This window comes from Flagellimonas hymeniacidonis (genome assembly GCF_008040165.1).
In the GTDB taxonomy this organism is placed as follows: domain Bacteria; phylum Bacteroidota; class Bacteroidia; order Flavobacteriales; family Flavobacteriaceae; genus Flagellimonas; species Flagellimonas hymeniacidonis.
Genome location: NZ_VRUR01000001.1, coordinates 1,548,606 through 1,571,005 on the forward strand (window position 1 = coordinate 1,548,606; position 22,400 = coordinate 1,571,005).

At 36.8% G+C, this 22,400-nt stretch carries 29 protein-coding genes; 12 read left to right on the forward strand and 17 right to left on the reverse strand.

Annotated features, from left to right (window positions below; all coding sequences use genetic code 11):
* Positions 1-2 precede the first annotated feature (2 nt).
* Positions 3-440, reverse strand: coding sequence for a Rieske (2Fe-2S) protein (locus FVB32_RS07000; protein WP_147742543.1), 438 nt, complete (start codon positions 438-440; stop codon positions 3-5).
* Positions 441-625: 185 nt separating this feature from the next.
* Here FVB32_RS07000 and greA point away from each other — a divergent pair, with 185 nt between their 5' ends.
* Both greA and FVB32_RS07010 read left to right on the forward strand, forming a co-directional pair.
* The gene (gene greA, locus FVB32_RS07005) at positions 626-1,102 is read left to right on the forward strand and encodes a transcription elongation factor GreA (protein ID WP_147742545.1); all 477 of its coding nucleotides are present in this window, start codon (positions 626-628) and stop codon (positions 1,100-1,102) included.
* A 72-nt stretch (positions 1,103-1,174) separates the two neighbouring features.
* Positions 1,175-1,567 (forward strand): HIT family protein, encoded by a 393-nt coding sequence (locus FVB32_RS07010; RefSeq protein ID WP_147742547.1) that lies wholly within the window; start codon positions 1,175-1,177, stop codon positions 1,565-1,567.
* Here FVB32_RS07010 and FVB32_RS07015 read toward each other — a convergent pair.
* A complete protein-coding gene (locus tag FVB32_RS07015) occupies positions 1,560-1,910 on the reverse strand; it encodes a hypothetical protein (RefSeq protein WP_147742549.1) in 351 nt (116 codons plus the stop codon). The two genes, FVB32_RS07010 and FVB32_RS07015, sit on opposite strands and share 8 nt — an antisense overlap.
* 6 nt (positions 1,911-1,916) lie before the next feature.
* Complete coding sequence (locus tag FVB32_RS07020) at positions 1,917-3,065, reverse strand: sensor histidine kinase (RefSeq protein WP_147742551.1); 1,149 nt, start codon at positions 3,063-3,065, stop codon at positions 1,917-1,919.
* Positions 3,066-3,189: 124 nt separating this feature from the next.
* Here FVB32_RS07020 and FVB32_RS07025 point away from each other — a divergent pair, with 124 nt between their 5' ends.
* The 3 genes from FVB32_RS07025 to aat are packed head-to-tail and all read left to right on the forward strand — an operon-like array spanning position 3,190 to position 5,646.
* Positions 3,190-3,567, forward strand: a complete 378-nt coding sequence (locus tag FVB32_RS07025; RefSeq protein ID WP_147742552.1) for a DUF3127 domain-containing protein — start codon at positions 3,190-3,192, stop codon at positions 3,565-3,567.
* A 6-nt stretch (positions 3,568-3,573) separates the two neighbouring features.
* Positions 3,574-4,950, forward strand: a complete 1,377-nt coding sequence (locus FVB32_RS07030) for a short-chain fatty acid transporter (RefSeq protein WP_147742555.1) — start codon at positions 3,574-3,576, stop codon at positions 4,948-4,950.
* Positions 4,951-4,983: 33 nt separating this feature from the next.
* Positions 4,984-5,646, forward strand: a complete 663-nt coding sequence (gene aat, locus FVB32_RS07035; RefSeq protein ID WP_147742557.1) for a leucyl/phenylalanyl-tRNA--protein transferase — start codon at positions 4,984-4,986, stop codon at positions 5,644-5,646.
* 3 nt (positions 5,647-5,649) lie between these two features.
* Here aat and FVB32_RS07040 read toward each other — a convergent pair whose 3' ends face one another.
* The 5 genes from FVB32_RS07040 to FVB32_RS07060 are packed head-to-tail and all read right to left on the reverse strand — an operon-like array spanning position 5,650 to position 8,169.
* On the reverse strand, positions 5,650-6,213 hold the full coding sequence (locus tag FVB32_RS07040) for a DNA-3-methyladenine glycosylase I (RefSeq protein WP_147742559.1): 564 nt from the start codon (positions 6,211-6,213) through the stop codon (positions 5,650-5,652).
* A gap of 54 nt (positions 6,214-6,267) precedes the next feature.
* Positions 6,268-6,633 carry a hypothetical protein gene (locus FVB32_RS07045; RefSeq protein ID WP_147742561.1) on the reverse strand — a complete coding sequence of 122 codons (366 nt, stop codon included), beginning with the start codon at positions 6,631-6,633 and terminating at the stop codon, positions 6,268-6,270.
* A gap of 11 nt (positions 6,634-6,644) precedes the next feature.
* Positions 6,645-7,613 carry a sodium-dependent bicarbonate transport family permease gene (locus FVB32_RS07050; protein WP_147742562.1) on the reverse strand — a complete coding sequence of 323 codons (969 nt, stop codon included), beginning with the start codon at positions 7,611-7,613 and terminating at the stop codon, positions 6,645-6,647.
* Between the two features lie 5 nt (positions 7,614-7,618).
* Positions 7,619-7,912: a hypothetical protein gene (locus FVB32_RS07055; RefSeq protein WP_147742564.1), complete on the reverse strand. Its 294-nt coding sequence runs from the start codon at positions 7,910-7,912 to the stop codon at positions 7,619-7,621.
* Between the two features lie 20 nt (positions 7,913-7,932).
* Positions 7,933-8,169 (reverse strand): hypothetical protein, encoded by a 237-nt coding sequence (locus FVB32_RS07060; protein ID WP_147742566.1) that lies wholly within the window; start codon positions 8,167-8,169, stop codon positions 7,933-7,935.
* Between the two features lie 81 nt (positions 8,170-8,250).
* On the opposite strand from FVB32_RS07060, the gene FVB32_RS07065 reads away from it, so the two are divergent.
* The gene (locus FVB32_RS07065; RefSeq protein ID WP_147742568.1) at positions 8,251-9,174 is read left to right on the forward strand and encodes a LysR family transcriptional regulator; all 924 of its coding nucleotides are present in this window, start codon (positions 8,251-8,253) and stop codon (positions 9,172-9,174) included.
* 18 nt (positions 9,175-9,192) lie between these two features.
* Here the strand turns inward: FVB32_RS07065 and FVB32_RS07070 are convergent, their stop codons facing one another.
* The 5 genes from FVB32_RS07070 to FVB32_RS07090 form a co-directional block, all read right to left on the reverse strand.
* Positions 9,193-9,546 carry a hypothetical protein gene (locus FVB32_RS07070; protein ID WP_147742570.1) on the reverse strand — a complete coding sequence of 118 codons (354 nt, stop codon included), beginning with the start codon at positions 9,544-9,546 and terminating at the stop codon, positions 9,193-9,195.
* Complete coding sequence (locus FVB32_RS07075; protein WP_147742572.1) at positions 9,509-10,945, reverse strand: NADP-dependent isocitrate dehydrogenase; 1,437 nt, start codon at positions 10,943-10,945, stop codon at positions 9,509-9,511. The genes FVB32_RS07070 and FVB32_RS07075 overlap by 38 nt, the downstream gene beginning before the upstream one ends.
* Positions 10,946-11,097: 152 nt before the next feature.
* The gene (locus FVB32_RS07080) at positions 11,098-11,412 is read right to left on the reverse strand and encodes a hypothetical protein (protein WP_147742574.1); all 315 of its coding nucleotides are present in this window, start codon (positions 11,410-11,412) and stop codon (positions 11,098-11,100) included.
* 56 nt (positions 11,413-11,468) lie between these two features.
* The gene (locus FVB32_RS07085; protein ID WP_147742576.1) at positions 11,469-11,843 is read right to left on the reverse strand and encodes a hypothetical protein; all 375 of its coding nucleotides are present in this window, start codon (positions 11,841-11,843) and stop codon (positions 11,469-11,471) included.
* 2 nt (positions 11,844-11,845) lie between these two features.
* Entirely contained in the window at positions 11,846-12,220 is a 375-nt protein-coding gene (locus FVB32_RS07090) for a hypothetical protein (RefSeq protein ID WP_147742578.1), read from the reverse strand.
* A gap of 149 nt (positions 12,221-12,369) precedes the next feature.
* Here FVB32_RS07090 and FVB32_RS07095 point away from each other — a divergent pair, with 149 nt between their 5' ends.
* The 6 genes from FVB32_RS07095 (at position 12,370) to FVB32_RS07120 (ending at position 19,132) form a co-directional block, all read left to right on the forward strand.
* The gene (locus FVB32_RS07095) at positions 12,370-13,056 is read left to right on the forward strand and encodes a TetR/AcrR family transcriptional regulator (RefSeq protein ID WP_147742580.1); all 687 of its coding nucleotides are present in this window, start codon (positions 12,370-12,372) and stop codon (positions 13,054-13,056) included.
* Positions 13,049-14,716: a peptidase domain-containing ABC transporter gene (locus FVB32_RS07100; protein WP_147742581.1), complete on the forward strand. Its 1,668-nt coding sequence runs from the start codon at positions 13,049-13,051 to the stop codon at positions 14,714-14,716. Before FVB32_RS07095 ends, FVB32_RS07100 begins: the two co-directional genes overlap by 8 nt.
* Positions 14,717-14,723: 7 nt before the next feature.
* Positions 14,724-16,076: an HlyD family secretion protein gene (locus tag FVB32_RS07105; protein ID WP_147742583.1), complete on the forward strand. Its 1,353-nt coding sequence runs from the start codon at positions 14,724-14,726 to the stop codon at positions 16,074-16,076.
* Positions 16,060-17,475 (forward strand): TolC family protein, encoded by a 1,416-nt coding sequence (locus FVB32_RS07110; protein ID WP_147742585.1) that lies wholly within the window; start codon positions 16,060-16,062, stop codon positions 17,473-17,475. Before FVB32_RS07105 ends, FVB32_RS07110 begins: the two co-directional genes overlap by 17 nt.
* Positions 17,476-17,531: 56 nt before the next feature.
* A complete protein-coding gene (locus FVB32_RS07115) occupies positions 17,532-18,389 on the forward strand; it encodes a YitT family protein (RefSeq protein ID WP_147742587.1) in 858 nt (285 codons plus the stop codon).
* A gap of 116 nt (positions 18,390-18,505) precedes the next feature.
* A complete protein-coding gene (locus FVB32_RS07120; protein ID WP_147742589.1) occupies positions 18,506-19,132 on the forward strand; it encodes a thioredoxin family protein in 627 nt (208 codons plus the stop codon).
* Positions 19,133-19,294: 162 nt separating this feature from the next.
* On the opposite strand, the gene FVB32_RS07125 is transcribed toward FVB32_RS07120, so the two are convergent.
* From FVB32_RS07125 to FVB32_RS07140, 4 genes are all read right to left on the reverse strand, one after another.
* Positions 19,295-19,891, reverse strand: a complete 597-nt coding sequence (locus FVB32_RS07125; protein WP_147742591.1) for an RDD family protein — start codon at positions 19,889-19,891, stop codon at positions 19,295-19,297.
* Between the two features lie 178 nt (positions 19,892-20,069).
* Entirely contained in the window at positions 20,070-20,789 is a 720-nt protein-coding gene (locus tag FVB32_RS07130) for a hypothetical protein (RefSeq protein ID WP_147742592.1), read from the reverse strand.
* A gap of 84 nt (positions 20,790-20,873) precedes the next feature.
* Positions 20,874-21,563: a tRNA pseudouridine(55) synthase TruB gene (gene truB, locus FVB32_RS07135; protein WP_147742594.1), complete on the reverse strand. Its 690-nt coding sequence runs from the start codon at positions 21,561-21,563 to the stop codon at positions 20,874-20,876.
* Between the two features lie 41 nt (positions 21,564-21,604).
* Entirely contained in the window at positions 21,605-22,399 is a 795-nt protein-coding gene (locus tag FVB32_RS07140; protein WP_147742596.1) for an undecaprenyl-diphosphate phosphatase, read from the reverse strand.
* Between the last annotated feature and the right edge of the window lies 1 nt (position 22,400).

The window sequence follows — 22,400 nt, forward strand, 5'->3', positions numbered from 1 at the left end:
AATTAGTTGGAAATGGTAACAATATTTCCACTTTGGGTAGCCCTGTAAAAAAGTAAATCATAATAACGATTGCCATCATTGGGCCTGTCCAATTGCTGCCCAGTAAAAAGGCTATAGGTATAATCCTCACACGAACAGATTACATTTTGCCCATCAATGGTCATGGTAGAACAATTATTGGGCGCATGATTGGGGCAACTGGCCTCAAAGGCGAAAAACGAGTCCAGACTGGATTTTATCACAAAAGCACCACGCGTACCTACGCCATTATTTCCAACATATACTGGATTGCCGATGGTATTTAATCCGCTGTATAGTGGAAGATTTAAGTTTAGATCAAACCTAAAACCAACTTCTTGAAGAAAAGGATTGCGGTTGGTACCATCAGAATCACAAGAAATTAGAAAAATCATTAAAAGGCAGCTAAAGAAGCGCTTCATAGTGTGGAATTCAAAACGTTACTTGGGCAAATTTGGGCAAAAAATATCTATATTTGCGTTAAATCCTCGCTAAAAGCCTATGCATGTCATAGAGGCAGTTGAGGATTTTTTGTATTTGTACGGATAAAGCGCATTGGGAAAATTCTCATTTTCTTCAATGTCCTTTTGTATTAAAGAATGGGAGCATGAGCAAGATATCATATTACACCGCGGAAGGATTAAAAAAATTAAGGGAAGAGTTGAACTACTTAAAAGATGTAGAGAGGCCAAAGGCTTCCCAAGCTATTGGTGAGGCTAGAGATAAAGGGGATTTATCGGAGAATGCGGAGTACGATGCCGCTAAAGAAGCGCAAGGCCTTTTAGAAATGAAGATATCTAAAATGGAAGAAACACTGTCCAATGCCAGATTAATAGATGAATCCCAATTAGATACTTCTAAAGTATTGGTCTTGTCTACAGTAAAGTTGAAGAACCAAACCAATGGTATGGAAATGAAATATACGCTGGTTGCAGAGAGTGAGGCTGACCTTAAGACCGGAAAAATATCCGTTACTTCTCCCATTGGAAAGGGACTATTGGGGAAATCTGTAGGTGATGTTGCCGAAATTACCGTGCCCAATGGAACGTTAAAGTTTGATATTTTGGAGATTACAAGGGAGTAGAAAATGCTATAATCCTTATATTTAATCCCGTTCCTAACGGGATTTTTTATTCAAAACCAAACCAAACCACGCATGCCCACTATTTTCACCAAAATTATTAATGGGGAAATCCCCTGTTATAAAATAGCTGAAGATTCAGATAACTTTGCTTTTCTGGATATTAATCCCAACTCCAAAGGGCATACGCTTTGTGTTCCCAAAAAGGAGGTGGATAAAATCCTTGATCTAGATGAGGCATCTTACCTTAGCTTAATGACTTTTTCAAGAAAAGTTGGGAAGGCTATAGAATCGGCAGTGTCTTGTAAACGAGTAGGGATGACAGTTATAGGTTTGGAAGTTCCGCATGTGCACGTGCATCTTATCCCTTTACACAGCATGAAAAATGCAACTTTTCAACACAAGGAAAGCATGACTGCCAAGGAATTTGAAATGGTAGCAGAAAAAATAAGAAGTTTTATTAAATAAGACCTTCCATATAAAAATAGACCGCTGCAGCACCCAAGCCAAGTATAAGTAAAAGTAGTATAAAGAAAAGCGTAGTAAACCTTATTGATGCTCTATCCGGAGTTACCAATTTATTATAGTACTCAAAAACCCTTTCAATATCTGGAGTCCAGTTTACAGGATAAATAATGGAATAACATTTCTTACATTTTATTTCATAGATGACCTGATCCGTAGTCCTATGAAAAAATGGATTGTATTTGTGTTTCTGGTAAAAGGTGAGCTTAAGCTCCTGATTAAAACACTCAGGGCAGTTGTTGGTAATTTCGGCTTCTTTTATTGCGATTTGTTTTTCCTTTGCCATGACTCATTAAACATTTGCTCTTAGGGAAATTTGCATGATTGTTCCTTCTTTACTTGACGAAAGTACTTTAATTTTTCCTTTATGGTATTCTTCCACAATTCTTTTAACTAATGAAAGTCCTAATCCCCAACCTCTTTTTTTGGAGGTAACCCCGGGGTTGAAAATACTTTGAAAATCACTTTTTGGGATACCATGACCTGTATCTGAAACCAAAATATTAACATTCGGGCCCTTTTTTTCAATTTGGAGGGTAATATTACCCCTTCCTTTCATGGCATCTATACCATTTTTAACCAAATTCTCAATACTCCAATTGTATAAAGGAGGATTTAAGAGCACAGGGAGTTCATCAATATCAGAACTGAATGAAAAATGAATAAGTTTAGAACTTCTTCGCTTCAAATACTCGTACGCCTTTTCAGTTTCTGACACAATATCATGAACTTCCAAATCGGGAATAGATCCTATTTTCGAAAAACGCTCGGTTATGGTTTGCAGCCGCGTAATATCTTTTGCAATTTCTTTTGTGATGTCCGAATTTATGTTTTCAGATTTCAATAATTCATTCCAACCAAGCAGGGATGTAAGGGGGGTGCCGATTTGATGAGCCGTTTCTTTGGCCATACCTGCCCAAAGCTTGTTTTGTTCAGATGCTTTATTCGTTCTAAAAAAGAAGAAAATAACAGCACCAAAAAGAAAAATAATCAGGAGTAGCGCCAGTGGGTAAAACTTCAATTTGTTCAAAACTTCAGAATTACCGTAATAAAGCGTTTCCAAAAGTTCTCCTTCTTGTATAATGTGTATGGGCTTATTCTCGCTTGCAAACTGCTTTATTTTTTTGGAGATGTAAACACTGTCCAAAGCTTTTTCTTCTGCAATATTGTGCGTTTTAATAGATCCTTCCTCATTTACCAAAATCATAGGGGTTGAGGTATTGTTGCCCATTACCTTTAAGGTAAGATTTCCCAATTCTTGATCTACGGACGACTGGATGAGTTCTGATTGGGCGGTTGCCCAAATCTCCATTTTTAGGCGTTCTTCCTCCTTAAACTTCTTAAAAAAGCTATTCGTATTCCAAAGAATAAGACTAACAATAACGAAAGCCGAAATAAGAAGGGTAATATTTGAAGCTTTCTTTTTGGGGTTGAAGTTCATTTTTGGTAGAATTCTCATTAAAGATAGCGGAAAATGTAAAAATATGTTGATACTTAGTTATAGTTTAAGGTTTTTAATAGGAGGCATTTTACGTATTTTTGAAGCTTATTGAAAAGTAGCACACATGGAAGTTCAGGGAAGAATTAAGATGATTGACGAAGCCAAAACATATGGTAACAATGGTTTCAGAAAAAGAGAATTGGTAATTACAACAGAAGAGCAATATCCGCAACATATTTTGGTCGAGTTTGTACAAGACAAATGCGATTTGCTCAACAATTATAGTACTGGACAGCAAGTAAAAGTCAGTATTAATTTAAGAGGTAGAGAGTGGGTAAATCCGCAGGGAGAGACCAAGTATTTTAATTCTATCCAAGGTTGGCGTATTGAAAATTTACAAACCGAAACAGGCACAGAAAATATGCCGCCGGTTCCACCTGTAGAGGCTTTTGAACCCGCCGATGATCTTAATGAGGAAGATCACGACGATTTACCATTCTAATTCACCTTGGGCCTTACCAAGGTAATAGAACATCTTTTTAGAAGGTATCTGCCTTCGCCATTTACAATTGCAGTACTGCTAACATTACTGACTATTGTAATGGCATTGATTTTTACGGAGAACACTTCGGATAAAAACCATCTAGTGACCATTCTTTCCTTTTGGGAAAATGGCATTTGGAACAATGCACTTTTGGTATTTGCTTATCAAATGATGCTGATTTTGGTCTTGGGGCATGTATTGGTTTTGAGCAAACCGATTGAGAAACTGATTTTAAAAATCACCAAATTTGTGCATAACCCTTCTAGTGCGGCACTTTTAGTTGCCTTGCCAACGTTGTTGGTATCATTCTTTAATTGGGGGTTGGGCCTCATTTTTGGAGCAATTTTGGCCAGAAAAGTAGGAGAACATGCCCAAGCAAATAATATCTCAATTAATTACCCTTTAGTGGGAGCCTCAGGGTATGCTGGACTTATGGTTTGGCATGGAGGTATTAGTGGGTCGGCTCCCATCAAAGTTTCAGAATTTGGACATTTAAAAGGCTTATTGCAAGATGTTTCCACCTCCGAAACACTGGCACAATTACCAGATTCAATTTCCACTTCACTTACTGTATTTAGTACATGGAACCTAATCCTCTTTGTACTAGTGGCAATTTCAATAAGTGGACTTGCTTATTTTCTTGGCAAAACAACCAAACCAAGTAAATTCAATTTAAATGAATACAAATTTAAGTCAGTAGGCAAAGAACAATTGGAAGGAGCGGAGCGTTTGGATTATTCCAAAATAGTAGCTGCCATTTTTGGAATTTTCATATTATCAGCCTTTTTATTTCAGTACTTGCCAGCTATTAGAAGTTTGAATATTACACCAAATATGCTGAACTTTTTTATGCTAGGATTGGCAATTCTGCTTCATGGAAATTTCAAAAGTTTTTTGGTGGCTGTAGAGGAAGCCATAGGTGATACATCAGGTATTTTGATTCAATTCCCCTTGTATTTTGGCATTATGGGAATCATGGGCAGCAGTGGGATGATCAATACCATTTCGGACTTTTTTGTATCAATAAGCACCACGGTAACCTTACCAATTTTTACTTTTTTAAGCGCAGGACTTGTCAATATTTTTGTTCCCAGCGGAGGTGGTCAATGGGCAGTGCAGGGACCGCTAGTTATAGAATCAGCCTTACAATTGGGCGTTCCTTTGCCAAAGGCAATTATGGCATTGGCCTATGGAGATCAGGTGACCAATATGCTCCAACCTTTTTGGGCTTTACCCCTTTTGGGAATAACAAAATTAAAAGCTAAGGAAATCTTACCCTATACTTTGATTTTTATGCTGATAGGGAGTCTTATATACATTGGCGGATTACTTATTATATAGGTGTTTTTACGTAATTTTAATAAAAACTGCACATTGGAAAAAGATTCAAAGAACCTTCCTTTATTCTTTTTAGGAGATAGATTGGAATTCCCCCCAGTTGAAAATGCCAATGAGGATGGACTGTTGGCGGTAGGAGGGGATTTATCGCCAGAAAGGTTGCTGTTGGCTTACAGAAATGGAATTTTCCCTTGGTTTAATGAGGATGCTTTAATCTTATGGTGGAGTCCAGATCCAAGGATGGTTCTGTTTCCAGAGAAGATTAAAATCTCAAAAAGCATGCGTAAAATATTGCGCTCAGATACGTTTAGGTTGACGCAGAACACTTGTTTTGAGAAAATTTTGGAGCATTGCGCAAAAGTGCCCCGTAAAGGGCAAGAAGGAACTTGGATAACACCAAAAATGAGACTAGCTTATTTGGATCTCTATGAGAAAGGTTTTGCGAAATCTTTTGAGGTATGGGAAGGGGATAATTTGGTTGGAGGGCTTTATGGAGTGGATTTGGGCGATGTTTTTTGCGGAGAAAGTATGTTCAGCAGCAAACCAAATGCTTCTAAATATGCATTTATTAAAATGGTACAGGAATTGGATCAAAAAAATTATAAACTTATTGATTGCCAAGTGCACACGGAACACCTTGAAAGCTTAGGTGCTGAGGAAATTTCAAGAAAACATTTTATAAAAATTCTTATGGGATAAGAGTTAAACCTGTTCATATCTGAAACAGCTTACCTCATGATCGTTGACCATTCCTGTGGCTTGCATTTGTGCATAGATTACGGTGCTTCCCACAAACTTAAAACCACGTTTTTTCAAATCCTTGCTAATGGTATCGGAAAGTGGCGTGGTGGCTGGCCCTTCTTTATAATTTTGTAGTTTGTTTTTAATGGGTTTCCCATCTACAAAACCCCAAATATAGCTACTGAAACTTCCAAATTCTTTTTGAACCTCCATAAAAGCTTGTGCATTTGAAATTGTAGCGTTTACCTTTAGTTTATTTCGTATTATTCCTGGATTATCCAGAAGTTCATCAATTTTATCTTGGCCATAGCTGGCAATCTTTTTATAATCAAAATTGTCGAACGCCTTTCTAAAATTTTCTCGTTTTTTTAGTACGGTAATCCAACTTAGCCCTGCTTGGAATGTTTCTAAAATCAGGAATTCAAATAGCGTTTTATCATCTTTTACGGGAACGCCCCATTCATTGTCATGGTAATCTTCGTAGAGCGAATCACCTTCGCACCAACCACATCGGTGTTTATTCATTGATAAATTTTTATCTAAAGATAATGGAAATTGTGATTTCTGTTTGGGCTTAATCTATAGTGGAATAAGCTCTTTGGCAACAATGGCTTGATCAATATTTACATACAATCTGCTTTGTCCTTTGTAGAAATCATTTTTATCTTTTCTTTCCAAAATTACCTTTTGATTCGCATTGGTCAGTTCCAATATTCCAATAATCACTACAGTTTGGTCGATTATCTTATGTGAAGGTATAATCAGTTCTTCGTCTGATGTATTTTCTTTTAATGAATCATGAAGATATAGATAAGACTTGTTTGCTGGCTGCCCTATTTTAAATGGGGCTCCTAGCTTTACTTGATAGCTCTTATGATAGGATTTGAAAGGAGTTTCGTCAGGCTTGTGATTTGGGAAAATAACAGGATATTCTTTCTTTTTCATTTGTCATGCCTTTATGGTTGAAAACATTGTATTATAAAGAGGTAAAGGGGCATCCCCAAAGTAATATTGAAAGGGAAGGTAAAAGCCAAAGCCATGGGAACATAAAGGCTTGGATTGGCCTTTGGGGCAGCAATTCGCATGGCGGCAGGCACGGCTATATAGGATGCACTTGCTGCCAAAATGGAAAACAAAAAACGGTTGCCAACACTTTCGGTGATAAATTGGCTGAACCAGGCCACAAAACAACCGTTAATTACTGGCAGCCCAATAGAAAAGATAAGTGCGAACCAACCTTTTTTAATAAAATCATTTAGCTTTTTTCCACTGGTAATACCCATATCTAAAAGAAAAACTGCCAAAAATCCTTTAAAAATATCTGTGGTAAAGGGTTTAATCCCTTCTGCTTGATGCTCGTTGGCTAAAAATCCAATGGCCAAACTGCCCAGAATGAGCAAAACGCTCCCATTTGTCACCGAATGGTGTAAAACCTTTTTAAAATTGTTCTTTTCTTTTTGATTTTTCTTGAAGAAAGCCATCAACAAAACCCCAATGATTATGGAAGGTGCTTCCATCAATGCCATTACAGCTACCATATGCCCACCAAAATCAATTTGCTCTAGCTCTAGAAAAGAAATGGCGGTCACAAATGTGACCGCACTTACAGAGCCATAAGCTGCTGCTATAGCTCCTGAATTTTCTACACTGAATTTTCTTCTGAGGATAAAATAGGCAAATACAGGCACCGAAATGGCCAGAAAGATACCGAACAACAAAGACCAAATAATCTCCATACTAAAATCACTATGGGAGAGCTCTAGCCCTCCCTTAAACCCTATTGCAAAGAGTAGGTATAGTGATATAAATTTTGATGAATTTTGTGGAATTTCAAGGTCACTCTTTAAGTGAACCGCTATAATACCAAGAAAGAAAAAGAGTAAAGCGGGGTTGGTCAGGTTATCGACCAGAAGGTGTAAATCCATTTATTTTATTCTTCTAAAGAAATTTTAAGAATGCCATCAATACGAAGTCTTTTTCCTTCGCTTCTTAAACTATTGATGAATTCATTTGCTATTACTTTTTCTCTTTCCAATTCAGCTATTCTTTCATCTGGATATTTGGTATTGGCATCTCTATTTCCCTCAGACCACGACAAACGTTGAAGCTTGTGAAAGTTAATTTTTTGGTCTAATAGAGATGTGATAACATCACATGCCTCAGATGGAGTAAAGCTGCCATCAACCAATTGTATTTTTTGTTTTGTTTCGATTAAAGTTTCCATTTTTCTTGTTTTAAATTGTTTTAGATTTTTTTTGTCTGCCTTTTTCCGATAATGTTGATGGACAATAGTCCAAATACGATTGACATAGAAATGCTTAACCATCCAAAGAATAGAAAACCGTTGAGGGCGGAAAGCAATAAAATGCTACCGAACATAAAGCCCATTAAGGCATAGTATATTGGGTAATATTTTTCAGAGTCCTTGACTTTGGTTTTTTTGCCTAGAAGTTTTTGGGTGTGTGAAAGTTTGTACAGCATGTTTTAAATTTTCTACAAAGGTGTAAGCTTTTAATCATATATTATTATTTATCTTTATTATGATTTACATAAATATAGTTTATGAATTACACATTGCATCAACTAAAGATTTTTGCCAAAATTGCTGAAAAACAGAGTATTACAAAGGCTTCGGAAGAGCTACATTTAACGCAACCAGCCGTTTCCATCCAATTAAAAAATTTTCAAAATCAGTTTCCAATTCCATTGACCGAGGTTGTGGGAAGGCAACTATTTATTACTGATTTTGGTATGGAGATAGCTTTGGCAGCAAAAAGGATACTTGGTGAGGTTGATAGTATTAACTATAAACTGCTCACTTTTAAAGGGGAATTGGCTGGACGTTTAAAAGTTTCTGTGGTATCAACCGGTAAATACGTTATGCCTTATTTTTTATCCAAGTTTATGCGTGATAATCCTGGTGTTGATTTAAACATGGATGTGACCAATAAGGCTCAAGTTGTTGAAAGTCTCGAGGAGAATAAAGTGGACTTTGCCCTTGTGAGCGTTTTGCCAGATCATCTGAATTTGAATAAAATCAGTTTGATGAGAAATGTACTCTACTTGGTTGGCAATCCCAAGTATTTTGAAAAGGTTAAGCTCAGTAAAAGTGCTTTTTCCAAAGACACACCTTTAATTTTTAGAGAAAAAGGTTCAGCTACCAGAGCGGCAATGGAGCACTTTTTATTACAAAAAAGCATTACCATTGCCAAAAAAATAGAACTGACCTCCAACGAAGCTGTAAAACAAGCAGTGATAGCCGGTTTAGGCTGTTCTATTATGCCATTAATTGGACTTAAAAACGAGTTGAGCAATGGAGATTTAAAAATAATTCCGTTAAAAAACTTGCCCATTACCACTGTGTGGAATTTGGTTTGGTTAAAAAACAAAAAGCTTTCCCCAGTAGCTCTAGAACTTTTGGACTATCTAAAAAATCAGAAGCAAGAGATAATTAATACCAATTTTGAATGGTTTAATCAGTACTAAATATTTTTTGCGTTTACGTTATCTAAGGACTATTTTAACAGTACTATGTATTTCTAGTTTTTGTCCTTTGTTCCTCGCTTTTACGACGAGCTCGGTCACCTCTTGCTTTGCTGTTTTAAGAGCCTCTATTCTTTTTTGTGATTGCTCCGGGTTACTATTTTTGGTTTCCTTCAGGTTCAATAACTGAACCGTATGAAACTTTATTTTGTAATTAAGCAGGGACAAAAGTACTTCTGCAGATTCTGCCGGGTCAAACAGCCCCTCTACCAAACGCACATGATACGCTTCGCTGACATCCTTTTCAAGGATGTTTTTTTTGGGTAATAGTTTGTTTCTATTGCCCTTGAGCCATTGAAAAAGCTTGCTTTCCATCAAAAAAGTAAAGGTTTTCGGTTTTAATTACATCAATATTGTTAATAATAGCCGAGTTAAGAATATTCAAGATTTCTATTTTTTCAATATTTACATCTGTAGAAGTAGCAAAGCGACACCGCCAGTGATCGGTACAAAAGGTCTCTTCGAAACCGTTGGGCCATACTTTAACACCTCTGTTTGTAATTACTTGAAGTGACAATTGGTTGCTTTCCAATGATTGTAGTTTCGATGCTATCTCATTGGGATTTGAACCAGGCCAGTGAACAAAGACATCTACACCTTTAAGCACTTTTGAAACAGGTTTTTTTCTTACCGTAGCAGGAAGCTGCAATGGACCTGTTTCATCATAAGAAACACTTTTTAAGATTTTGGGCTTTTGGTCAAGGTTGGAGATAACTGCCTTTGCGAATTCTTTGGTGCCAACTCGTTTTGCACTTGTTTTTTCGTCATAAATATCATACGTATGTATACCGTCTTCCATGGTTTTGAGCCAAGCATTTTCAACCTTTTCTGCAACTGAGTTTTGACCTAAATGGTTCAACATCATAATGGCACCTTGCAACAGCCCAGAGGGATTGGCCATATTTTGTCCAGCTCTCCTCGGTGCAGAGCCATGAATAGCTTCGAACATGGCGCATTGCTCACCAATATTGGCAGATCCAGCCAAACCCACAGATCCTGTTATTTGCGCAGCAACATCAGAAAGTATATCGCCATATAGGTTTGGCATAACAATGACATCAAAATTCTCGGGAGTATCTGCTAGTTTTGCAGCGCCTATATCAACAATCCAATGTTCATTGACAATATCTTGATATTCGAGAGCAATTTCATTAAAAACCTGATGAAAAAGACCATCAGTTTGCTTCATAATATTGTCTTTTGTGAAACAGGTAACTTTCTTTCGATTGTATTTTTTTGCATATTCAAATGCATACCTCACTATTTTTTCACAACCAGGTCGGCTGATTAGTTTTAGACATTGTACCACTTCGTCTGTTTGTTGGTGCTCTATACCAGCGTACAAGTCTTCTTCGTTTTCCCTTATAATAACGACATCCATTTTTGAGTGCTTGGTCTTTACAAAAGGGTGAATGCTACGACAAGGCCTTACATTGGCATAGAGCCCTAAAGATTTTCGAGTTGTTACATTAAGACTCTTGTACCCTCCACCTTGTGGCGTGGTTATAGGTGCCTTTAAAAACACCTTGTTTTTTCTAATAATATCCCAAGACTCTTTCGTTATTCCAGAAGTATTGCCTTTTAGATAGGCCGTTTCTCCGACTTCAATCTCATCAACTTCGAGCTGGGCTCCTGCCGCTTTAAGAACTTGTAAGGTGGCATCCATTATTTCTGGGCCAATACCATCTCCTTTTGCTATAGTTATTCTTTGCATATCTCATACGTTTTGTACAAAAGTGCAAATATGTTATCATATAATTTTATTTATATTAATTATGAAAAACATTAATAAAATTTATGATTCAATATATTCGATTAATCAAGGAAGTCTTTTGAATAGTAAGGCAATGTCAATGTAAAATTGCCTTAGACCCTTTCGGTACTTAATCTAAGGTCTTCACTTTGAGCTTCATCCATATAGATTATGGGCATGGCGTACACAAGTGGGGTGTTGTTCGGGAATTTTCCCTTAATATTTTGATTTATTTTGTTGAAGAGCAATGCCTTTGTTGTGCCCATCACTATGGTTTGCTTAAAACTTTTCTTTTGACCATTTTTTAATTGTTTATGGAGGAGTTTACTTGAAACAAGCGGGTTGAGCATTAGCTTTTCATCAATGAGGAAATCAACTATATCAGCAGCTTGTTTTTGAGAATCGCATATTATATGAATCAAAACCATGCAAAAACCATTTAGTAGGTATTTTAAGTAACATGTAATTCTCCCATTGGAGAAAGCTAGTTGATCGGAGTCCCTTTTTTCTGATGGTGGTATACCGTCATTTCCCCACTGTCAATAGCGCCATTAAGTTCTGCGGTCAGGCTCCTGTAAGCTTTAAAAAACTTTCTCCCATTAGATTTTTTAAAGGTAATTGTCGGATTGTCGCTATGAGATATTTTGGTAACTGTAACCACAGAATTTTTTAAGGTTGACATATTGGGAATTCCACCCTTTTTAATAATAAAGTTTTTACGAGGCACATTGATGCTCTGATATAAAGTACCTGCCGGCTCTCCAATAATAAGTTGGTCACCAATTTTTACCTGATTTTCTTGTGCATTTCCTAGGAAGGCAAACAAAAAAAAGGCAAATAAAACTATGATAGGTTTCATAACTAGTTAGATATATCGTTTTCAATTTTTTCTTTAACCAAAATGGCTTTTATAGTAGGTTTGTAACCGTAGAAATTCCTCCCGTCCTCTCTTCTTAGAACGACTTGGGTGCTGCCATCCGACATAACATCCATTTGGTCGATTACCACAATATTTCCATGAAAATTCATGGTAAGTCCAAATCCTGAAGAAGAATTTAAGTGGTTGTCCACCATAACAATATCAGAATATGGAATTTCTAGAAGCATTCCCTTTTCAAAATCACCTCTGCTTTCGGTAAAGTGATTAAATTTAATATGTTGTGCTTTGGTTTGAGCGGTAACTTGAAGTCCAGAAAGCAGTATAAAACATAAATAAAATAGAATTTGTCTTTTCATAAGCTTTAGTCTTTAGGTAAAACCGTTTATATAAAGATAAAAAAAAATTATCCATGAAAAAGTATTACTATTGTTAATAAGTAGTTAAACTATTATATATTAATAGCAATACTGTTATATTTGTTTCAAATCTATAACAGCTTTTATTTATGGAAAGGTTAATGCAATCCATTCGAATTGGAATCAATGATAAAATTTACGTAAAAGATCCCGAATCATCGGATTTAGGGAAAAGAATAATTGAGCAAAGCATTTTAATGATCGATGAAATGGGTTTTGAAAGCTTCACATTCAGGAAGCTAGGCGAACGTATAAAATCCAATGAAAGTTCTATTTATAGATATTTTGAGAATAAGCACAAGCTTCTACTCTATTTAACTTCATGGTACTGGGGTTGGCTAGAGTATAAGATGGTATTTGCCACAAACGGCATTACCAACAAGAGCGAAAAACTCAGAAGTGCTATTGAAATTCTTACCCAAACAGTGGAGCAAGATGTTTCTTTCTCACACATAAACGAAGTTTTGCTAAGCAAGATTGTCATTAATGAATATTCTAAATCATACCTTACAAAGGAAGTTGACCAAGAAAATAAAGATGGCTACTTCGTTATCTATAAAAGGTTGGTCAATCGCTTGTATGAAATGATTGTATCTCTTGATAGTGAATATCCATACCCATCTAGTCTTGCAAGCACCATTTTGGAAGGAAGCCTTCACCAGTATTTTCTTAAGGAGCATTTTCCAATGTTAACAGATTGCAACCAAACTACAACCCCAACACAGTACTTTACAGACATAGTCTTTAGGGTCGTAAAACCAGAAAACAATGCCTAAAAACATTCTTACTGCTTGGCAACGCCTAATGGGTATGCTGGCATTGGATAAGAAAGATGTGCTTCAAGTTTTTTATTATGCCATTTTTGCTGGAGTAGTAAATCTTTCTTTACCCCTTGGTATACAAGCAATTATCAACTTAATACAAGGTGCGCAAGTAAGTACATCTTGGATTGTCCTAGTGGTTTTAGTAACCCTAGGGGTGGCATTTGCAGGAGCCTTACAGTTAATGCAGATGCGCATCATTGAAAACGTACAGCAAAAGATTTTTACTAGAGCCTCTTTTGAATTTGCTTATAGGTTTCCAAAAATAAAAATGAGCGAATTAAGAAATTATTATCCACCAGAATTGGCAAATCGGTTTTTTGATACCCTTACCATACAAAAAGGTCTTTCAAAAATCTTGATAGATTTTCCGGCCGCGTTGCTACAGATAGTATTCGGGTTACTGCTCCTGTCATTTTATCACCCCTTTTTCATCATATATGGAATACTCCTATTGTTGCTCATATATGTAGTCTTTAAGTTCACTGCACAACGTGGTTTAGAAACTAGCCTCGATGAGTCTAAAAACAAGTATAAGGTGGCTCATTGGATTCAAGAAATTGCAAGATCCATTGTCAGTTTTAAACTTTCGGGTGGTACAACACATGGTATTGATAAAAATGACACTTTGGTGGCTAATTATTTAGATGCCCGTGAAAGCCATTTTAAAATTTTAGTGCTTCAGTTTATCCAAATGATTGGGTTTAAGGTTCTGGTAACGGCAGGACTTTTATTGATTGGAGGATTGCTTGTATTGAATCAAGAGATGAATATAGGACAGTTCGTAGCAGCGGAAATTATCATTCTTTTGGTCATTAGCTCCGTTGAAAAAATGATTTTAGGCCTCGAAACTTTTTATGATTTGCTTACCTCTTTAGAAAAATTGGGACAAGTTGTGGATAAAGAACTGGAACCACAAGATGGGGAAAAACCTTTCGCAAAAGACGAAGGATTTGTGGTTGAACTTTCGGATATTTCTTATAATGTTCCAGAAAGGGACAAGAAAATTATTGATAATGTTTCTCTGACCATTACCCCTAGCTGTACTATTCTTTTACAGGGGTCAAGTGGTTCCGGAAAAGCTACATTGTTAAGATTAATCGCTGGTATTTTGGAACCGGATCAGGGAAAGATATTTGTAAATGACGTTGCCTTGCAAGGGGTAAATCTCAACTACTACCGCTCACATTTAGGAAAGTCACTTAATGAAGAATCTCCTTTTGAAGGAACAATCCTCAATAACATCACATTCGGGAACAAAAACATTTCTCAAGAAGATGTGTATTGGGCATTAGAGAAAACCGGGCTTACGCAATTTGTAAAAGAACAACCTCAAGGACTAAACACGGTTTTATATCCTGAGGGAAAACAAATTCCCTATACCATTTCCAAGAAAATTGTTTTGGCACGTAGTATTGTTACCAGGCCAAAGTTGCTTATTCTAAAAGATCCATTAGACCAATTAAAAGAAACTGAAGCAACCGAAATCATGGATTTTTTAACCGATAGTGCTAATGGATGGGCTTTGGTCATTGTTAGTGCCAATCCAAAATGGATAGAACGTTGTGGGCGCATCATTACTATGGAAAATGGAAAATTGATTAACGAAAGATAGGAAGACCATGCTAAATATATCACCAAATAAGTTGAATGAAAAGGTTGACATTAGTGACTATAAGGCGGTAAAAAAAGTCTTTTACAAAACGCATTATAAGCATTTTAATCAGTTTTTGGCAGCTTTTTTCATTATTGCGGTCATAATCCTGTTCCTGCCTTGGACCCAAAATATCACTGGTAAAGGGTATTTGACCACATTAAGACCTGACCAACGCCCGCAGACCATTCAATCACCTATTCCTGGGAGAATAGAAAAATGGTATGTAAAAGAGGGAGATTATGTAAAGAGAGGGGATACCATTCTCTTTATTTCTGAGGTTAAAAGTGAATATTTTGACCCGAATTTGGTGGAGCGTACAGGACAGCAAATCAAGGCCAAATCTATGGCCGTAACTTCTTACGAAGGAAAGGTGGAAGCACTGAACACCCAGATTGGAGCATTGTCCAATGAGCGTGGATTAAAACTGGAGCAGGCAAAGAACAAATTGCTTCAATCTAGGTTAAAAGTTCAGAGTGATAGTATTGATTTAGAAGCTGCAAAGACCAATATTTCCATTGCACAGCGCCAATATGATCGTGTAGTTCAACTTCAGCAAGAAGGATTAAAGGCCGTTACGGATGTAGAAGAAAAACGATTGAAGCTACAGGAAACCCAGGCCAAATTGATTTCACAAGAAAATAAACTGTTGGCCAGCAAGAACAATGTTATAAATGCCCAGGTAGAAATCAGTAGAGTGCAAGCCGAGTATACCGATAAGATTTCAAAGGCACAGAGTGATATGTTTACTGCACAATCCAATCAATTTGATTCTGAAGCGCAGGTTACCAAATTGGAGAATTCATACACCAATTATGAAATGCGTAATGACATGCTCTATATTAAAGCCCCTCAAAGTGGTTTTATTAACAAAGCAATACAGTCTGGTATTGGTGAAACTTTTAAGGAAGGGGACAGATTAGTGGGGATTATGCCTTCTGAGTACGATATGGCAGTTGAAACCTTTGTTGAGCCCATAGACTTGCCGCTGCTTCATATTGGTGAGAAAGTCCGTATACAGTTTGATGGTTGGCCGGCTATTGTTTTTAGCGGTTGGCCCAATGTTTCCTTCGGAACTTTCGGGGGAGAGGTAGTGGCCATAGAAACGTTTATCAGTGATAATGGGAAATATAGAATTTTATTGGCTCCGGACAAAGAAGATCAACCATGGCCTAAAGATATCCGTGTAGGCTCCGGCGCTAATACCATGGCATTGTTGGAAGATGTTCCTATTTGGTTTGAACTATGGAGACAGCTAAATGGCTTCCCACCAAATTATTATCAACCCGAAAACAAAGTTGCCGATGTTAAAAAGAAATAGACAAAGAGTCCGGCTTTGGGTACTCTTCTTTCTATCCACTTTTTGGATTCAAGCACAGCAAGATACCATTGTACTCAATTTTAACGAGTATTTGGGCTACGTAAAAAAATATCACCCGATTGCCAAGCAGGCACAACTTGCCATAGCCATGGGACAGGCAAATCTTATGAAGGCCAGAGGAGGATTTGATCCCAAAATTGAAGTGGATTATGATAGAAAGGACCTTAAGGGAACAGAATATTGGGATAGATTGAACACCACGTTTAAAGTTCCTACATGGTTTGGAATTGAATTAAAAGGAAATTTTGAGCAAAACCAGGGAGATTTTATAAATCCGGATGAAACGGTACCAGAGGATGGATTGTATAGCGCTGGGGTTTCAATGTCCTTAGGAGAAGGTTTTTGGATAAATGAAAGAATGGCAACCCTAAAAAAGGCGAAATTCTTTAGGGAACAATCCAAAGCGGATCAGGATTTGTTGGTAAATGAGGTGTTGTACAAAGCCTCCCTAGCCTATTTTGATTGGCTTAGGGCGTATAAAGACGCTAAGATTTTTAATGACTTTCTTCAAAATGCTGAAGTCAGGTTTCAAGGAGTCAAGCAAAGTGCGCTAGCCGGAGATATTGCTATAATAGATACTGTTGAAGCTAAGATTGCTGTTCAAAACAGGGCTTTGAGTCTGGAGCAGGCTAAAGTTAGATTGATGAAAAAATCTTTGGAACTTTCCAATTTTCTATGGATTAATGATGTGCCTGTGGAATTGCAACCAGAGGTAACGCCAGATGAAAATGTAGAAAGTGAAATAGATGTGACCTTGGAAATCATGGGTAAACCTTTGGATAGCTTTACGCTGGAAAATCATCCCAAGCTTAGGTCTTTGGAATATAAGATTGATGGTTTGGTTGTAGATAAGCGGTTAAAGGCAAATAAGTTACTGCCAGTATTGGATGTTCAATATAATTTCTTGACAGAATCTCCCGATCAACTCAACTCTTTGGACATTGACAATTTTAAGGGTGGAGTAAGTTTTCGTTTTCCTTTGTTTTTGAGGAAAGAGCGAGGTGATTTAAAATTGGCAAAATTTAAACTACAAGATGCACAATTTGAGCGGGACAATGCACAGGTGGAAATTCAGAACAAGGTTGTTGCCATTTATCGTGAACTGGATTCATACATTACGCAAAACCAATTAATTGCCAATATTGTAACAGATTATAATACCTTGCTGAATGCAGAAGAGCGGAAATTCAGTTTTGGTGAAAGTTCACTGTTTTTAATTAATTCAAGAGAAGGAAAGCTTATTGATGCGGCTCTCAAACAGAACGAGGTACAGAACAAGTTTTTTTATACAAAAGCAAGGTTGTTCAAGAGTCTGGCCATCAATCCAGAAATTTTATAGATAATTTAGAAAGAATCAAAAAGTGATTTAGTTTTCTTAACCATTATAAACCCACAATGAAGATACCCCCAATTTTAAAAGACCTATTTTTTATTTTAACGGGAATTTTTTCTGCAGCATTTGGTTTGGAAAGTTTCTTATTGCCGAATAGATTTATTGATGGCGGGGCAACGGGAATTTCGCTATTGGTTACAGAAGTTACTGAACTTCCATTATGGATTTTGATTGTTTTGGTGAATATCCCATTTCTATTTTTAGGATATCGTGTATTAGGGAAGCAATTTACCATAAAAGCAATCTTGGCAATTTTAGGACTGGCTTTGGTATTGGCGTTTATTCAGTTTCCAGAAGTAACCCAAGACAAGTTGTTGGTTGCCGTTTTTGGTGGATTCTTCTTGGGTGCCGGAATAGGGCTATCCATTAGAGGAGGCAGTGTTCTTGATGGTACGGAGGTTTTAGCTATTTTTTTAAGTAGAAAACTAGGGGCAAAAATTGGCGATGTCATCATCATGATTAACATTGTGATTTTTTTAGCAGCTGCCTATTTGTTATCAATTGAAGCCGCTTTATATTCTATGCTTACCTATTTGGCAGCATCAAGGACCTTGGATTTTGTGCTTGAGGGTATTGAGGAATATACAGGTGTAACCATTATATCTGAAAGAAGCGAAGAAATCAGAGTAATGATTACGGAGAAATTAGGCAGGGGATTAACCATTTATAAAGCAAGTGGAGGCTATGGAAAGAAGGGAGAGCATAATGAATATGATGTGATTTATACCGTTGTCACAAGGTTAGAGATTAGAAAATTGAACATTGAACTCAATAAAATAGATGAGAATGCATTTGTGGTCATGAACAGTATAAATGATACCAAAGGCGGCATGGTAAAGAAAAGAGTGTTGAACAAATAATATCCAAACCCATTTCCCAAAATATTGGTTTTGTAAGTTTTCGACTTGGAATACAACCAATGATAAAAGTCAGCTCTTAGGGAGTTTTTGAGACTTAATTTTGGAAAAAGTATCACATGGAAGTAATTGAAGAAAATATACAGAAAGAACGTTTGGAGTTGGTTCAAAATGCAATTTCAAATGGAATGGGTTATACAGAATATAGAGATTTGGTGCGTAAGTTGGCTGAGAATAGACAGACTACAGGTGTAGACCAGTTGGAATCGCTGATCAACTATACAGAACTCAATGATCGTCGCATGAAAAGATGGGACAAGACTTTAAAGATTCCAGTAGAAATTGAAGAACGAATTTCCAAAGTAAAATCCAAGCTTACCTTTTTGGTCTTGAGCGAAAGTTGGTGCGGCGATGCTTCGCCTAGTCTTCCCGTAATGAACAAGATTTCGGAGCTAAACCCAAATATTGAGTTTAAGATTGTGCTTCGAGATGAAAACTTGGAATTAATGGACCAATTCTTGACCAACGGTACTCGTTCTATTCCTAAGTTGATTGTGTTGGACAAAGAGAACGAAGAAGTTATAGCCGATTGGGGTCCACGATCTAGTATTGCAACAGAAATGGTGGAAGCCTATAAAAAGGAACATGGCAAACTCACTTCAGAGTTTAAGCAAGACCTTCAAGTGTGGTATAATAAAGATAAAGGGCAGAATATTTTAGAGGATTTATTGGAGCTGCTTTTTTAAATAAGACCCTTTTTTACCGGAGCACTTATCGGTCTCGTATAACCGTCAGTTACGGGTTTATATGCATTTTTTTCGGTTTTGCACTGACGCTCGCAATTACGGCGGATTCGACTACGTCCGAATCCGCCGTAATTGCGGTTATACATTGTTGGCATTAGTATTTTATTCCACATTGTCTTTAACAACTTTAGTTTTCGATAGAAAGTCGTGAATTCCGTTTTTCACAAACAGAAAGGAAAGTCGGTCAAATGGAATTAGTCGGCAAAAAGTCCGAGTGATTATATCTCCGTCAGTCGGTTTTTCTCCGTTCATTTTCACAACTTTTGTTTTTGTCACAAACTTTCCAATTGTCTTTTGGAATTTAATTTCCATTAAAGCGTAATAAACTATAAATGTTCCAAAAATCAGGATGTATCCAATCAATGAAATCATTCCTTGGTCAGTCGGTTGAATAAAAAATCCGATTATGAAACTTATTATAAATGCCAAAACTAACCATACAATAAAGTCAATTAGAAAATTCATAAATCGTGTTCCTGAACTAACAACATTTGAGTCAACTTTTTCTTTTTGTTCTTTTTCCGCTGTTGCTTTTTCTCGGATTTTTTCAAATTCCGATGTGTCGATATTTCGTTTTTCAACTTCTGCATCTGCCGCTTCTATTGCAGTCGGATTATAACTTCCTCTTTCTACCGTTACAATCTTTATTAATTCTTCATCTGTCCTTTCGGACATTACTTTCGCAAATTCGTTTTCCATTAGTTTGATGGTAGGTTTATATTAATGCCAGCTAAAAAGATATGAATCGGTTTTAATGGGTTATATCACCCGATAAGTGAAGTTCGGGGATTTTTTGCTAGGAATCAAGACTAAATTGATGGGTACACCCCATGAATTGATCAATGCTATTATGGGAGTAAAAATAGAAAAGAGCAACTTACTTCCTTTGGAATAGATAAGTGATAGTTCCTATTTGTGAAGCTTTGGAGTCGGAACTAAACCTTGCTTTTAAAGCATAAGCAATGGCATTGTCTACTAAGCAACCGTTACTGGTTCCAGAACTCTGATCGTTATAATCAGCTTCGGTAACAAAACCAGATGCGTCTACTTTTATATTAATAACGACTTTTCCACCTTCAATACAAGTATAAATTGGAGGCGGTAAAGAATACGCATTTCGATCTATAAGGGAATACGAAATAGAAGTACGCTTGTCTTTTAAATTATTGGTAAACTCCTCTTTCTGAGCTTCACGTTCACCCAGCAATTGCTTTTTCTCTTGTCGTTTTTCGGCTAGTTCCTTAAGGTGTGCTGCATATTCACTGTCAGAACCAGAAAACTCACTTTGGTCACTATTCAAGGCGCGTTCCTCCAAAATCTCTTCAAGCGTTTTTAAAGGCTCAGGATTACCGACAGATGGCTTCGCGGTTTCATTAAAGGCCATATGACTTTTAATAGGGTCATTATTGGCCAGTTCCTCCATGCGTTCCTCTTCCTCTCTCAATAACTCTTCAATGTCCTCATCCGCCAAACTCATTTCAATAACGTATTCTTCCTCTTGCACACCTCCTAAATGAATATTGTACAGTAACAATATAATTAGGGACATGGAGAAAAAAGTTATTAAGAATGATAACTGGTTTCTGTTTAGGTTCATGGTGATATTATAACCGCTTTTTTCTAAAATTATTTTATTCCAATGATTATGCCTAATCTATTTTTTTTAAAGTATTTAACCTTTTTATGATAGATTTTCCTTGAAAACCATAGGAGTCACAGCATTAATTACGTTGAAATCACCTATTTTGGTTCTTCTAAGGGCTGTTAAATATGCTCCAGATTGTAGTGATTTTCCAAAATCATGTGCCAAAGAACGAATGTATGTTCCTTTGCTGCAAACAACCCTAAAGTGGACTTTGGGCATTGTTATCTGTGTAATTTCAAATTCAAAGATTTCTATTTTCCTAGATTTGATTTCTACTTCTATTCCTTCTCTGGCAAACTCATACAATCGCTTACCATCTTTTTTCAAAGCGGAAAACACTGGAGGTACCTGTTCAATTTCACCAAGAAACTGCTTTGTGGCAGTTTGAATAAGTTCTTCGGTAATATGATCCGTTGGAAATGTCTGGTCCACTTCGGTCTCCATATCAAAAGAAGGTGTAGTTGCCCCTAAGGTGAAGCTACCAGTATATTCCTTAACCTGCCCCTGTAGTTCAGGTATTTTTTTTGTGAATTTCCCTGTACAGATAATCAATAACCCAGTAGCCAGAGGATCCAATGTGCCAGCATGGCCTATTTTAAACTTTTTAAGGTCAAATTTTTTCCGAATGCCCCATTTTAAGGCATTAACAGCTTGAAATGAGCTCCATTCCAGTGGTTTGTCTATCAACAGGATTTGTCCGTTTAAAAAATCTTCTTTGGTTTTCAAGCAGTACGGAATTTAGATTAACAAGGGTTTTTTTAAAGAAATTACCCCCAGATACTCCAAGCAATAGCAATAAGCCCCACGATTAAGCAATAAACAGCAAAATACGTAAGCTTGCTTTGGCGTACTATTTTTAGCATCCAAGTACACGCAGCAAGTCCTGCAATAAAGGCTGCTGCGAATCCTGCGCCCATAGCAGCAGTTTCTCCACCTTCAAAATTAATATCTCCACTTAGAATGTCTTTTGCAACTTTCCCAATAATTAATGGAACGACCATTAAAAAGGAAAAACGGGCGGACTTTGTTTTATCTATACCTAATAATACTGCAGTTGATATGGTAGCCCCACTCCTTGAGATACCAGGTAGCATAGCGACTGCTTGTGCCATTCCAATAACAAAAGCACTTCTATATGAAACACCTTTGTCCGTAGTTTTTGCCAAATCTGCCAAATACAATAAAATAGCCGTAATAATTAGCATAATGCCTACAATGACAATTGCCCCATCAAAAAAAACTTCCATAAAATCCTCCAGAAAAAAGCCAATCAACGCAGCGGGAATCATGGAAATAATAATTTTCAAGGAAAACTGGGTCTGTTCATTCCATTTGAACTGAAAAAGCCCTTTAAAAATATCGAAGACATCCTTTCTAAATACTACAATAGTACTTAAGGCGGTAGCAAAATGAAGGACCACAGTAAAGAGTAAACTTTCTTCTGGTAATGCATTGCTTCCCAAAATGGCCTTGCCTAATTCTAAATGTCCGCTAGATGATACAGGCAAAAACTCGGTTAGTCCTTGAATGATTCCAAGGATGATAGCATCTATAATCTCCAAA

Coding starts and splice junctions, on each gene's coding strand:
- FVB32_RS07105 (WP_147742583.1), top strand. CDS start 14,724: ATGCTAAATATATCACCAAATAAGTTGAATGAAAAGGTTGACATTAGT.
- FVB32_RS07095 (WP_147742580.1), top strand. CDS start 12,370: ATGGAAAGGTTAATGCAATCCATTCGAATTGGAATCAATGATAAAATT.
- FVB32_RS07055 (WP_147742564.1), bottom strand. CDS start 7,912: ATGGAAACTTTAATCGAAACAAAACAAAAAATACAATTGGTTGATGGC.
- FVB32_RS07000 (WP_147742543.1), bottom strand. CDS start 440: ATGAAGCGCTTCTTTAGCTGCCTTTTAATGATTTTTCTAATTTCTTGT.
- FVB32_RS07010 (WP_147742547.1), top strand. CDS start 1,175: ATGCCCACTATTTTCACCAAAATTATTAATGGGGAAATCCCCTGTTAT.
- FVB32_RS07085 (WP_147742576.1), bottom strand. CDS start 11,843: ATGAAACCTATCATAGTTTTATTTGCCTTTTTTTTGTTTGCCTTCCTA.
- FVB32_RS07125 (WP_147742591.1), bottom strand. CDS start 19,891: ATGGAAAACGAATTTGCGAAAGTAATGTCCGAAAGGACAGATGAAGAA.
- FVB32_RS07015 (WP_147742549.1), bottom strand. CDS start 1,910: ATGGCAAAGGAAAAACAAATCGCAATAAAAGAAGCCGAAATTACCAAC.
- FVB32_RS07110 (WP_147742585.1), top strand. CDS start 16,060: ATGTTAAAAAGAAATAGACAAAGAGTCCGGCTTTGGGTACTCTTCTTT.
- FVB32_RS07040 (WP_147742559.1), bottom strand. CDS start 6,213: ATGAATAAACACCGATGTGGTTGGTGCGAAGGTGATTCGCTCTACGAA.
- FVB32_RS07070 (WP_147742570.1), bottom strand. CDS start 9,546: ATGGAAAGCAAGCTTTTTCAATGGCTCAAGGGCAATAGAAACAAACTA.
- FVB32_RS07075 (WP_147742572.1), bottom strand. CDS start 10,945: ATGCAAAGAATAACTATAGCAAAAGGAGATGGTATTGGCCCAGAAATA.
- greA (WP_147742545.1), top strand. CDS start 626: ATGAGCAAGATATCATATTACACCGCGGAAGGATTAAAAAAATTAAGG.
- FVB32_RS07120 (WP_147742589.1), top strand. CDS start 18,506: ATGGAAGTAATTGAAGAAAATATACAGAAAGAACGTTTGGAGTTGGTT.
- FVB32_RS07115 (WP_147742587.1), top strand. CDS start 17,532: ATGAAGATACCCCCAATTTTAAAAGACCTATTTTTTATTTTAACGGGA.
- FVB32_RS07090 (WP_147742578.1), bottom strand. CDS start 12,220: ATGAAAAGACAAATTCTATTTTATTTATGTTTTATACTGCTTTCTGGA.
- FVB32_RS07100 (WP_147742581.1), top strand. CDS start 13,049: ATGCCTAAAAACATTCTTACTGCTTGGCAACGCCTAATGGGTATGCTG.
- FVB32_RS07130 (WP_147742592.1), bottom strand. CDS start 20,789: ATGAACCTAAACAGAAACCAGTTATCATTCTTAATAACTTTTTTCTCC.
- FVB32_RS07080 (WP_147742574.1), bottom strand. CDS start 11,412: ATGGTTTTGATTCATATAATATGCGATTCTCAAAAACAAGCTGCTGAT.
- FVB32_RS07060 (WP_147742566.1), bottom strand. CDS start 8,169: ATGCTGTACAAACTTTCACACACCCAAAAACTTCTAGGCAAAAAAACC.
- FVB32_RS07025 (WP_147742552.1), top strand. CDS start 3,190: ATGGAAGTTCAGGGAAGAATTAAGATGATTGACGAAGCCAAAACATAT.
- FVB32_RS07045 (WP_147742561.1), bottom strand. CDS start 6,633: ATGAAAAAGAAAGAATATCCTGTTATTTTCCCAAATCACAAGCCTGAC.
- FVB32_RS07050 (WP_147742562.1), bottom strand. CDS start 7,613: ATGGATTTACACCTTCTGGTCGATAACCTGACCAACCCCGCTTTACTC.
- FVB32_RS07020 (WP_147742551.1), bottom strand. CDS start 3,065: ATGAACTTCAACCCCAAAAAGAAAGCTTCAAATATTACCCTTCTTATT.
- FVB32_RS07065 (WP_147742568.1), top strand. CDS start 8,251: ATGAATTACACATTGCATCAACTAAAGATTTTTGCCAAAATTGCTGAA.